The following is a 12,527-nucleotide window of genomic DNA, read 5'->3' as shown; positions in this document are numbered from 1 at the left end:
TGTTCAGTTTTCAAAGGTCTACTTAAGTCGCCGTGCGGCAACTTCTAAATTATATCATGTCTCTTTTTCGATGTCAACTACTTTTTAAAAAAACTTTTTAGTAGTTTGTTTCGATTTGTTATCACTTTATCAGCGACAACTGTTATATCATATCAACTTATTCGTTATTTGTCAACAACTTTTTTGTTGATATTTCAATGTTTTTGAACAACTTGTTTGTTATTCAATTTCTTGCTGTTTGTCTCGCCAGCAACTTTTATATCTTATCAAGTTTCTCATCATTTGTCAACAACTTTTTTTGAAATTAAAAATTGTTTTTGATGACTTGATTTTTGCAATCACTTAGCGCTTTGTGTTTCCCGCCTAGCGACAAGTAATAATATATCAATAAATTCGTTGTAGGTCAACTAAAAATCGCACGAATTTTGATTTTTTTTCAAGCGCGAACAAACTCGCTTTCTACACATTTTTTGTTCGCTTTTACGCTTGGTTTGATTGTCAAAAAGCTTAAAACAACTTAAATGAAACGTGAAATATTCATTCTAATTATTTATATTTCCATAAATAAAAAAAGCATTGAGCAACTGATTATTGAGTTGCTCAATGCTTCTATATCATTTCAACTAATTAATTTTCATTCTCCGACTCTACAATCGGAAGGAATATTCTAAAAATCGTTCCTTGATGTACAACACTTTCTGCATCAATTCGTCCACCGTAATTTTCAACTAATTGTTTTGCGATTGATAGACCTAAACCATTACCACCTTTGTCGCGTGCTCTAGCCTTATCTACCCTATAGAATCGATTGAAAATTTTATTTAAATCTTCTTTAGGAATCCCTTCCCCAAAATCTTGAATAGCAATTTCAAATTCATTGAATGTTCTAGAAATTGAAATATGAACTTCTTTCCGTTTAGTAGAATACTTTACAGCATTATCTAAAATGATAATCAACAGCTGTTCAAAGTGATTTCGATAAATTCCCAAGGTAACTTCACTGAACAGGTCATCATCTAAAGTTATTGCAAAATCAGGATACAGTATTTTAAAATTATTAAATACTTGATACACTACTTGTTTTGCATTTGACGTACTATTTGAATACTGAACATCTACTTGTTCTGCACGAGACAAGTCTAGCATTTCTTGTACTAAACTTTTCATTCGAACAATTTCTTGTAAACTAGCTTCTAACGATTCATCCAAAACTTCTGGGTCTTGTTTTCCCCATCGATTTAATAAGCTTAAATGACCTTCGATAATAGCAACAGGCGTTCTTAATTCATGAGAAACGTCCTCTACAAACTGTTCTTGTTGTTCAATATAGCGTCTCATGCGATCCAACATCTCATTAAAAATCTCTGCTATATCCGCTAGTTCATCATTCGAATGAATATCCGGCATGTGAATATTTGATTGTGGATCTTTTCGGATAGTATCCATTGTATCTCTTAATACTTTTAAAGGTTTTAAGAAATAAGAAGATAAAATGAACCCCAATATACTACTAACCACTAAGGCAATCAGTTCTAGAATGATTAAAGTCACTAATAGATGGTTCTTGATTTCATAAAAAGAGGATAGTTCATAAAAAGCTTGAATATATCCAATTCGTTCTCTGCTTTGTTTTGATACAACAGGATGAATAATTAAAAATCCAGTTTTATCATCAATCGTTTTTATTACTGGTTTTTCTTGTTCCTTTTGTAATAATTTATTTTTCGTTTTTTGTGTCTCAAAAATTAATTTTTCACTCGAATCATAGACAGATAAAAATAAAGACGGTTGCCCCAATTCTGATAGCATGGTATCTAATTCAAATAGAGAGCCTTCAACAGCTAACTTATTCATTGTTAAATTGTCTTCATTAACAGAAGATGCTCGCAACTGTTCATAAACTTCTGTGACGGTTAACTCTTTATCAGATTCCGATAATCTAAGGGCAACTTCTGCAACAGTTCGTTCTGCATTTTCACGCTCTTTATCAACAATCAGATTAACAGAGGATTGATAAGTGATTACAGCGAAAATAGTGAAGACAACAAATATGAAGAAAGAACTTGCAAAGGCCCACTTAATTGTTAAGGAAGGCCCCTTCAGTTCTTTTTCTTGCTTTTTTTTAAATTTGAATCTTCTCACGAGCGCATCACATAACCAGTTCCACGCACAGTTTGGATGTAACTTTCTTCGCCTGGGACGTCGATTTTGTTACGTAAATAACGAATGTAAACATCAACAACATTAGTTTCGACTTCTGTTTCATAACCCCAAACTTTATTCAGTAATACATCACGCGCTAAAACGACATTAACATTTTCCATTAAAGTCAGTAATAATTCATACTCACGTTTTGTCAGTTCAATCATTTCAGAATTACGGCGTACTACACGATTTTCTTTTTCAATCGTTAAATCACGGTAAGTAATCGTTGTTTGTTTGGCCACATTTTTATCGCCTTCTATATCAATACGGCGAAGTAATGCTCGTAAACGAGCTAACAATTCTTCTATAGCGAAAGGTTTAACAATATAATCATCCGCACCATGATCCAAACCAGAAACACGATCAATCACTGAGTCACGAGCTGTCATCATGATAATTGGCGTATTTTTAACTTGGCGAATTCGACGACAAACTTCTAAACCATTCAATTCAGGTAACATCAAATCCAACAAAATAGCATCCCATTCACCATTCAAAGCTGCTTCTAAACCAGTTCGTCCATTAGAATGCACTTCCGCTGTATATCCTTCATGCTTCAATTCTAATTCAACAAAGCGAGCTAAGTTTTTTTCATCTTCAATTATAAGAATATTACTCATTCGATTATTTTTCCTTTCTATATTAACAGACTATCTTAAAGCTCATCAATTATACCTACTTTTTTGTGAAAAAGCTAGTACAAATGCCTTTTTACAAAAAATACCAGAATATAATGAAAAAAAGAAACCACGAAACAGTCAATGTTCTCATGGTTTCTTGCCGATTATTCTTCGTTATACCAATTATAGTGGTACGTACCTTCTTTATCCGTGCGTTGATACGTATGTGCGCCAAAATAATCTCTTTGCGCTTGGATAAGATTAGCTGGTAATCGCTCAGAACGATAAGAATCATAATAAGAAATTGCAGAAGAAAATGTTGGAACTGGAATCCCCGCTTTAACAGCCAGTGCTACAACATCACGTAATGATTGTTGATATTTTTCAGTAATATCAACAAAGTAATCATCTAATAATAGATTTTCAATACTAGGGTTTTTTTCGTATGCATCTGTGATTTTTTGTAAAAATCTTGCACGAATAATACATCCTGCACGCCAAATTTTAGCGATTTCACCAAATGGCAGATTCCAATCATATTCTTCAGAGGCAACTCTAAGTTGTGCAAATCCTTGCGCATAACTCATGATTTTACTGAAATACAGCGCTTCTCTAATTTTTTCAATTAATTCAGCTTTATCACCATCATAAGCAGAAACGTTAGGTCCTGTAAGTACTTTACTAGCTTTCACTCGCTCTTCTTTATAAGCTGAGATAAAACGAGCAAATACTGATTCAGTAATCAACGGTAGTGGTACACCTAAATCAAGTGCACTTTGACTTGTCCATTTACCCGTTCCTTTATTACCAGCCGCATCTAAAATGACATCCACAATCGGTTTGCCTGTGCCTTCATCATCTTTTCTAGTTAAGATATCAGCTGTAATTTCAACTAAGTAGCTATCAAGTTCGCCGCTATTCCATTCTTTGAATATCGCTGCTAACTCTTCATCTGTTGGATCCAAAAGTTGTTTCATTAAATCATAGGATTCAGCGATTAGTTGCATATCTCCATATTCGATACCATTATGAACCATTTTTACATAATGACCTGCACCATTTGGACCAATGTAAGTCACACATGGTTCGCCATCTTCCGCTTTTGCAGAAATTTTTTCTAAAATCGGTGCAACCAATTCATAAGCTTCTTTTTGTCCACCTGGCATAATAGACGGTCCTTTAAGCGCCCCTTCTTCTCCACCAGAAACCCCTGTTCCGATAAAATTGATTCCTGAATTTGCTAATTCTTCATTTCTCCGCATTGTATCTTTAAAGAATGTGTTCCCACCATCGATTAAGATATCACCTTTATCAAGATGAGGTAATAATTCTTGAATCGTTGCATCTGTCGCAAATCCAGCTTTAACCATCAACATAATTCGACGTGGTTTTTCAATCGAATCAACAAACTCTTCTATTGTGTAAGTTGCTTTAAAATTCTTGTCCGGATGCTCTTCAACAACCTCAGTTGTTTTTGCACCTGTCCGGTTGAATAATGAAACAGAGTATCCTCTACTTTCAATGTTTAGAGCTAAGTTTTTACCCATTACAGCCATTCCGACTACGCCAAATTGTTGTTTTGTCATCATTTATCCTCCTACGATGTTTAAAGAAAATTTCATTAGAATTTTCTTACAATTCTTTATCATTATAACTTAGAATCTTTTATATGAAAACAAAATAGTTTATCAGATTGATAAAATTTATGAAAATAGAATGAAAATACGAACATATCATTTTAAAAAAATCCCCAAGGCTCCATGGTTAGCCTTGGGGATTCAACATTTTCTAAAAAATGTCTTATGCTTCTTTAGACATTACATCTTTACCGTCGTAGTGTCCACATGCTGGACATACGTGATGGCTTTTTCTCATTTCGCCACAGTTTGAACATGCGTTCAACCCTTTGATTGTTAATTTGTAGTGTGTACGACGTTTTGCTTTTTTAGCTTTCGACGTTCTTCTAGCTGGTACTGCCATTGTTGTTCCACCTCCTTGTACAAATGTGTGCAACGAATGCACAATATATTCCAATCTTACTTGTCATCTTTTTCTTCAGTTGACTCACTAAACAATTCAGATAATTTTGCAAGACGAGGATCCACTGTTTGTTGTGCGTGTTCTTCCCTTTGGCGCAGATAATCTTCTTCTGAAAGAACTTCCCAATCATCACCTTTTGGTAAATCGTGAGATTCTTGCTCCTCTTCAGTCAGAACTTGAATCGGAATTGACAATAAAATATTATCTTCTACCGACTCGTCCAAATCGATTGTTGGTTTTTCTAAAAGAATTACTTCTTCTTCTGAAAAACGTTCATCTCTTTGGTCGAATTGTTCCTTAGTCATAAAGACTTCATCCACATCGATTACCATCTTAAGTGGAACAGGGGTCAATGAACGTGAAGAAGGTACAGTTACAATAACATCGATCTTATAATGGATCAAGTACTCATCTTTTCCCACTGTCAATAATCCTGAAACCTTGACTGGACTTACATCTAAAATCATACTATCTCTTTTCATCAAAGAGTTTTTCAGTTCTAATGTTTCCGAAAATTCTAATGGATTATCTTTATATTTATTTAGTTCTAATAAAGACCATTTCATATTCATCACTCCTAAGCAACAAAAGCAATTATACAGGGGGATGAAAACTTTGTCAATGAAATTTTCTTTCTAGCATTTTCTAAAAATGGTTCTGCAAATTTTTTTGTTCTATTTTTATGATCAATGGTAAAATAGAATAAAAAGGAGTGGGATTATGAGCGTATTGAAATTTGAAGATGTTTCATTCATTCGAGAAAACAAATTTTTGTTAAATAACATAAATTGGACAATCGAAGCAAATCAAAATTGGGCAATTTTAGGGCTAAATGGAGCAGGAAAAACATTGCTTTTACAATTAATTACCGGTTATCTTTGGCCTACCAAAGGACGTTTAGAGGTTTTGGGGCAAGTTTTCGGTAAATCCTCCATCCCTGATTTACAACGACGTATCGGGTGGGTTAGCACGGCTTTGCAGTATCGTATGAAAAATTCAGAGAGTGCAGAACATACTGTTTTATCAGGGAAATTTGCTAGTATTGGTATTTATGAGTCTTATACAGAAAGTGATTTGGACGAAGCAAAAGAAATTTTGATTAAAGCTGGGGGCGAATCTCTAATTGGAAAAAGCTATGGCGTTTTATCTCAAGGTGAGCGTCAATTAGTTTTAATTTCAAGAGCTTTAATGACCCATCCAGAGCTGTTAATCTTAGATGAACCTTGTAACGGCTTAGACTTGTTTGCACGAGAAAAGTTATTGGCTCAAATTCAACAAATCGCTGACCAAAAAGACAGTCCAAATCTGATTTACGTAACCCATCATACTGAAGAAATTCTTTCTTGTTTTGAACATTTACTTCTATTAAAAGATGGGAAGATTTTTGCTGAAGGGACTCAAAATGATTTGTTTTCAACTGAGTACTTAACAACATTTTATGACGAACCGATCCAATTAGTTTCTTTAAAAAATGATCGTATCGCCGTTTATCCTAAATAGTAACTTAATTTTACAGAATAGATTATGAAAAAAAGACATTTACCAACTGCATTGCAATCGGTAAATGTCTTTTTTATAAGATAATGTCTTGTTTAATCAGCTTTTTTCTTCTTTTTACTTGCTTTTTCACGTTCGTTTTTGTTTAGAATTTGTTTTCTTAAACGAATGCTTTCTGGTGTTACTTCACAATATTCATCGTCATTCAAGAATTCTAGTGATTCTTCTAACGTTAATTTCTTAGGACGTTTGATGACAGATGTTTGGTCTTTCGTTGCTGAACGAACGTTCGTCATTTGTTTCGCTTTAGTGATATTTACTGTTAAGTCATTATCACGGTTATTTTCTCCGACAATCATACCTTCGTATACTTCGGTTGTAGGCTCAACAAAAACTGTTCCACGTTCTTCAATACTCATAATACTATAAGTGGTTGCTTTACCTGTATCAATAGAAACTAGCGCGCCTTGATGACGTCCGCCAATTACACCATTAATCATTGGTAGGTATTGATCAAATGTATGATGCATAATACCATAGCCACGAGTCATTGATAAGAAATCAGTGGTATATCCAATCAGTCCACGAGCAGGAGCTAGGAAAATCAAACGGATTTGACCATTCCCAGTATGAATCATATCTTGCATTTCACCTTTACGTAAACTCAAAGATTCGATTACACTACCCATATATTCTTCTGGCGTGTCGATTTGTACACGTTCAAAAGGCTCACATTTTACGCCATCGATTTCGCGTTCAATAACTTCTGGACGAGATACTTGTAATTCATAGCCTTCACGACGCATATTTTCAATCAAGATTGATAAGTGCAATTCTCCACGACCCGAAACAGTCCAAGCATCTGGCGCAATTGGTTCGACACGTAAAGATACGTCTGTTTGCAATTCAGCCATTAAGCGTTCTTCAATTTTACGAGCTGTGACAAATTTACCTTCACGTCCAGCAAATGGTGAATTATTCACTAAAAATGTCATTTGTAGTGTTGGTTCATCAATATGCAGAATTGGTAATGCTTCTTGATGATTCACGTCAGCTACAGTTTCTCCAACGAAAATGTCTTCCATTCCAGAAACCGCGATTAAATCGCCAGCTTTTGCTTCGTTGATTTCAACTCGTTGCAAGCCAAAGAAACCAAAGATTTTAGTTACACGGAAGTTTTTAACACTGCCATCAAGTTTCATTAAGGCAACCTGATCGCCCACTTTCATCGTGCCACGGAAAACACGTCCGATTCCGATACGACCGACATAATCATTGTAGTCCAACAAAGATACTTGGAACTGTAATGGTTCCTCTGAATTGTCGATTGGTGCTGGTACATGTTCAATAATTTGGTCAAAAATTGGTGCCATTGTTGGCTCTTGATCAGCTGGATTATCAGAATCACTTGATGTTCCATTTAAAGCAGAAGCATAAACAACTGGGAAATCCAATTGATCATCATCTGCGCCTAATTCGATAAATAATTCTAAAACATCATCAACAACGTGTTCTGGACGAGCCGATGGTTTATCGATTTTATTTACAACGACGATAGGTGTTACTTTTTGTTCTAGCGCTTTTTTCAATACGAAACGTGTTTGCGGCATTGTTCCTTCATACGCATCAACAACTAAAACCACACCATCTACCATTTTCATGATACGCTCTACTTCACCACCGAAGTCCGCGTGTCCTGGTGTATCTAAAATATTGATACGAGTTCCTTTGTAATCAACTGCTGTATTTTTAGCTAGAATCGTGATTCCACGTTCGCTTTCAATTGCATTTGAATCCATTGCACGTTCTTGTAATTGTGTATGTCCATCTAATGTATCAGACTGCTTTAATAATTCATCTACTAATGTTGTTTTACCATGATCGACGTGAGCGATGATTGCTACGTTACGAATATCTTCTCTGAATTTCAATGTATTTGCTCCTTATCTTTTGCCTTACGTTACTTGTTCATTAAATCCGACTGTTTATTATAACAAATTTTTTTCATGAAATATAGTCTAAAGTTTTCAAAAGTTTTGAAAACAGCCATATTTATCACGATTTCTATGAAAAAACACTGATTTTTAAGAAAGAAAGTGGTTCTTTTTCTCTCTATTAGTGACTTCCAAGTAACGCTAACATTTGATCAAACGCTTTATTGGTCGCAGCTAAAAAGTATTCACGTCCTGCAAAATGCAGTGGCCCACCTTCGATATTCGCAAATTTAAAGCCAAATTCTTCGATCAGTACAATTCCCGCCGCATAATCCCACGGACTTAAGTTCGACAGATAACCAATATGATTTCCTTTTAGCATTGAAATAAATTCTAAGCCTGCACAACCGCTGATTCGTACACCCATACTTTTTTTACCAATTATTGTTGCTTGATGAACATTGTCGCCATGCATATAAGCATTCATTCCCAAAAGACCTTCAGACAAAGTTAAATTTTCGGGTGCAGATATTTTGGTTTGATTGCAATAAACGCCATATCCTTTGCCGCCCCAATAAAGTTGGTCTTGCATCACATCATAAATAAATCCTAATTGACCAATTCCTTCATCAAAAATAGCCAGCATAATACAAAAGTTTTCTTTTTCCAAAACAAAATTTAATGTCCCATCAATTGGATCAATAATCCAAACTCTTCCAGCTAAGGAATCAATCGTATCAAAGCCTTTTTCTTCAGCTAAAATGCGATCATTAGGATACTTTTCTTTAATTTTTGCGATAAAAAAGGCTTGTGTTTCTTCATCTATATTCGTTACTAAATCAGTACGGTTCTGCTTTTGTGAAATTTGAATTTCTTGGTTTAAATTCTTACGGATATTCTCAGCAGCTTGATTGAGCCATTGCTTTATTTCAGCAACTAAATTTTCTGTCTCCATTTTCTTAGCCTCCTATTTTAAGCAATCCTTTGGTTGTTTTTTTTGCTTGTTGAACGGTTCGATACAAAGAATAACCTGAAACTTTCTCAAACTCATTTCCTAAACGTTTTTCTTCTCCAATACTTTTGACAACTTCCTTAAACTTTTTATAGGTTGTCATAAAAATGTCTATTTGGATTCCCGACTCATTCGCTTTTTCAACTGCCGTCCACATATTTGTAACAATAACCATTTCTTCTGTCGTCCAATCTAAATCCAGGGGATATTGATAATCATTCATAGATTTCTCCTAACTGTCAGTTAAACATCATTTATTTTTTACTAAATCTCGGTATAAATAAAATTCCTTTTTCGATTTCAACTTGTTGTGCTACGTAAATTCCTGAGTTTCCTGAACACATATAGCTTATCACACAAATGAAAAAGAAAAAGAGCGCGGCTTGGCTACCGAATAATTCGATTCCCATAATAAAACAAGCAATTGGTGTATTGGTGGCTCCTGAAAAAACACCAATAAAACCTAAAGCAGCCAAAAAAGGAATCGAAAGCTGTAAAATTGGTGCTAATGTACTTCCCAAAGTAGCACCGATTTCAAATAAAGGCGTAACCTCGCCTCCTTGATACCCTGCACCTAATGATAAAACAGTAAAGAATAATTTTCCAATAAAATCAAATGAATGACTTGTTCCATTAAAGGCTGCTTCCAATAAAGGTAAACTTAGCCCTAGATAGCGTTGCGTTTGCAAAATTAGCGCAAACAAAACAACGATTGCTCCACCGATAAAATTTCTAAGTACAGGATCAATAATCCATTTTGTATAAATTTTTTTCAAATAAACAATTGAGCGACTAAACAGCCAGCCAACAAGTCCAAAGCAAACCCCTGCAACCAGTAATTTAACAAATAAAAGAGCTGACCAATCAGGAATCGCTCCCATTGAATAATGTGTATGAGTAACACCAAACATTTCGGTAACAAAATTAGCAAAAAAAGCAGCAAAGAAACTGGGAAATAGTGCATCTGAACGCAAACGACCGATCACTAAAACTTCTAATGCAAAAATCGTTCCAGCTAAAGGCGTTCCAAAAACGGAGCTAAATCCTGCACTAATCCCACAAATAATCACAATTTCTCTTTCACTCTTATATAATTTAAATAAACGCCCCACATTGCTAGCAACTGTGCCCCCCATTTGAACCGCTGTTCCTTCACGCCCAACGGAACCACCAAATAGATGCGTGGTGATTGTACCGAATAAAGTGAGTGGAATCAAACGTAACGGAATTTCTTCTTTTCCACCATTGGCTTGATCAATCACCAAATTGTTGCCACGATTTGAATTTTTACCGTATTTTAAATATAGAAAAGCAAAAATTGCACCGCTGATTGGTAATAAAAATAGTAACCATGGATGAGCGAGTCGTACTTTTGTCACAAAATCCAAACTTAATAAGAAAAAAGCAGATAAGCAGCCCATAATTAATCCAATAACAAGTGAAATAAGCAACCATTTGCCCATGTAAATCCCTATTTTAATTGGTTTCATCCATTCTTTTTCCATCCTAAACTCCTTATCTCGTATAATTATCATTAAAATATCTTTTAAAAAAACATTTATTGTTTTATCTTCAATCAATTTGGCTAAGTTTCTAATAGGTTCTTTTAAAAATATACCTTTGTTTTTAATAAATCACAAGTCATTTTCCAGTGATTATATTTCTGCTATCTAATTAGAAATATCACCTTCTATATTAATTGCCGTTTGTTACTCTTTTAGACTTGCAAATTAGTCTTCATATGCTAGTATGAAAATGAAATTATATTTTATTTATACTTTTATATTCTATAACTAAAGAAAGGATGCTTTTTTTGAAAGAATTAACACATGGCAATCCAGCAAAATTGATTTTCTATTTTACAATTCCGTTATTAATTGGTAATATCTTTCAGCAGTTTTATAATATGGCAGATATGATTATTGTGGGGCAAACGTTAGGAAAAGATGCTTTAGCGGCAGTGGGTTCAACAGGTAGTATTACTTTTTTGATCCTTGGTTTTGCTCAAGGTCTGACAGCTGGATTATCAATTATTACTTCTCAACGATTTGGCGGTAAAGATTATCGTGGCGTGAAAAAGAGTTTTGCTACAGGTATTGTTATAAGCGCTATCATAACGGTTATTTTGACCATCGTCAGTCTTATTTTTGTTCGTCCGATGCTTGTTCTGATGCGAACGCCTACCGAAATCATTGATGATGCGCAAATTTTTATCTCCATTATTTTATTTGGAATTTTTGCTGCAGTTGCGTTTAATTTATTATCAAATGTAATTCGCGCTCTTGGTGACAGTCGTACTCCCTTATTCTTCTTGATGATTGCTTGTGTCATCAATGTTGTTTTAGATCTTATTTTAATTATTAATTTTCATATGGGTGTAGCTGGAGCTGGAGTTGCCACGGTCACTGCGCAAATTGTTGCGAGTATTTTATGTATCATTTATATTTATGTTAAAATTCCGAATCTTCAATTAAGGAAAAAGGATTTTAAACTGGATAAAAGTGAATTTCGCACGCATTTAAATATTGCCTTACCGATGGCTTTTCAATCATCGATTATCGCAATTGGCGCGATTATTTTACAGGCTGCAGTCAATAGTTTGGGGACCGATGCGGTAGCTGCTCAAGCAGCTGCGGGAAAAATCGATCAATTCGCTGTTCAGCCAATGATGTCATTCGGAATTGCGATGGCAACTTTCACGGCACAAAATTATGGTGCTAAGAAATTTGGCCGTATTTTAACAGGTGTTAAACAATGCTTAGTAATGAGTATTTCTTTCAGCTTATTGGCAGGCGGAATCATGATTATTTTTGGTAAACAACTGGTCACTTTATTTATTAGTGGACAAGAGACTACTGTCTTAAATCTTTCTCAGACTTATTTTATTGCTAATGGAAGTATGTATTGGATTTTAGCTATTTTATTTATTCTACGATATACCCTTCAAGGATTGGGACAAAGTGTTATTCCAACAATTGCTGGGATTATGGAATTAGTGATGCGTTCTTTCGCTGCTATTTTTCTAACCGCTCTCTTTGGCTTCCTTGGCGCTGCTTTAGCCTCACCACTTGCTTGGGCTGGTTCGGTTTTCGTTTTGTTTACTTCATATCTAAAAGCGATGAAACGATTGAAGAAACTAGAAGCAGAAAAAGAAGCTGGCACGGTTGAAGAACCCGTTAAGTTTCTAGATTAGGTCTTTTTGAAAACAATGAATGTATA

11 protein-coding genes are annotated in these 12,527 nt (G+C 34.8%); 2 read left to right on the top strand and 9 right to left on the bottom strand.

The annotated features are described in order from the left end of the window. Positions 1-627: 627 nt before the first annotated feature. The 5 genes from ACYSNW_RS15555 to ACYSNW_RS15535 all read right to left on the bottom strand — a co-directional run bounded on the left by ACYSNW_RS15555 (position 628) and on the right by ACYSNW_RS15535 (position 5,431). The gene (locus ACYSNW_RS15555; RefSeq protein WP_461746031.1) at positions 628-2,142 is read right to left on the bottom strand and encodes a HAMP domain-containing sensor histidine kinase; all 1,515 of its coding nucleotides are present in this window, start codon (positions 2,140-2,142) and stop codon (positions 628-630) included. Beyond that, complete coding sequence (locus tag ACYSNW_RS15550) at positions 2,139-2,825, bottom strand: response regulator transcription factor (protein ID WP_461746030.1); 687 nt, start codon at positions 2,823-2,825, stop codon at positions 2,139-2,141. Before ACYSNW_RS15550 ends, ACYSNW_RS15555 begins: the two co-directional genes overlap by 4 nt. Positions 2,826-2,989: 164 nt before the next feature. Beyond that, positions 2,990-4,411 (bottom strand): NADP-dependent phosphogluconate dehydrogenase, encoded by a 1,422-nt coding sequence (gene gndA, locus ACYSNW_RS15545; protein WP_461746028.1) that lies wholly within the window; start codon positions 4,409-4,411, stop codon positions 2,990-2,992. Positions 4,412-4,625: 214 nt separating this feature from the next. After that, a complete protein-coding gene (rpmF, locus tag ACYSNW_RS15540; protein ID WP_202059633.1) occupies positions 4,626-4,805 on the bottom strand; it encodes a 50S ribosomal protein L32 in 180 nt (59 codons plus the stop codon). Between the two features lie 56 nt (positions 4,806-4,861). Next, positions 4,862-5,431, bottom strand: coding sequence for a YceD family protein (locus ACYSNW_RS15535; protein ID WP_461746027.1), 570 nt, complete (start codon positions 5,429-5,431; stop codon positions 4,862-4,864). Positions 5,432-5,585: 154 nt separating this feature from the next. Here ACYSNW_RS15535 and ACYSNW_RS15530 point away from each other — a divergent pair, with 154 nt between their 5' ends. Beyond that, positions 5,586-6,365, top strand: coding sequence for an ABC transporter ATP-binding protein (locus ACYSNW_RS15530; protein WP_461746025.1), 780 nt, complete (start codon positions 5,586-5,588; stop codon positions 6,363-6,365). Between the two features lie 92 nt (positions 6,366-6,457). On the opposite strand, the gene typA is transcribed toward ACYSNW_RS15530, so the two are convergent. The 4 genes from typA to ACYSNW_RS15510 form a co-directional block, all read right to left on the bottom strand. Then, complete coding sequence (typA, locus tag ACYSNW_RS15525) at positions 6,458-8,293, bottom strand: translational GTPase TypA (RefSeq protein ID WP_461746023.1); 1,836 nt, start codon at positions 8,291-8,293, stop codon at positions 6,458-6,460. Between the two features lie 184 nt (positions 8,294-8,477). Continuing rightward, on the bottom strand, positions 8,478-9,251 hold the full coding sequence (locus tag ACYSNW_RS15520; RefSeq protein WP_461746022.1) for an inositol monophosphatase family protein: 774 nt from the start codon (positions 9,249-9,251) through the stop codon (positions 8,478-8,480). A 4-nt stretch (positions 9,252-9,255) separates the two neighbouring features. Further along, positions 9,256-9,531, bottom strand: coding sequence for a UPF0223 family protein (locus ACYSNW_RS15515; RefSeq protein WP_461746020.1), 276 nt, complete (start codon positions 9,529-9,531; stop codon positions 9,256-9,258). Positions 9,532-9,562: 31 nt separating this feature from the next. Beyond that, positions 9,563-10,813, bottom strand: coding sequence for a voltage-gated chloride channel family protein (locus ACYSNW_RS15510; RefSeq protein WP_461746019.1), 1,251 nt, complete (start codon positions 10,811-10,813; stop codon positions 9,563-9,565). 308 nt (positions 10,814-11,121) lie between these two features. On the opposite strand from ACYSNW_RS15510, the gene ACYSNW_RS15505 reads away from it, so the two are divergent. Then, a complete protein-coding gene (locus ACYSNW_RS15505) occupies positions 11,122-12,501 on the top strand; it encodes an MATE family efflux transporter (RefSeq protein WP_461746017.1) in 1,380 nt (459 codons plus the stop codon). Positions 12,502-12,527: the final 26 nt, after the last annotated feature.

Source organism: Enterococcus sp. LJL99 (assembly GCF_054871725.1).
Note: the sequence above shows the minus strand (reverse complement) of the source record. Positions and strands in the feature narration are given on the sequence as shown.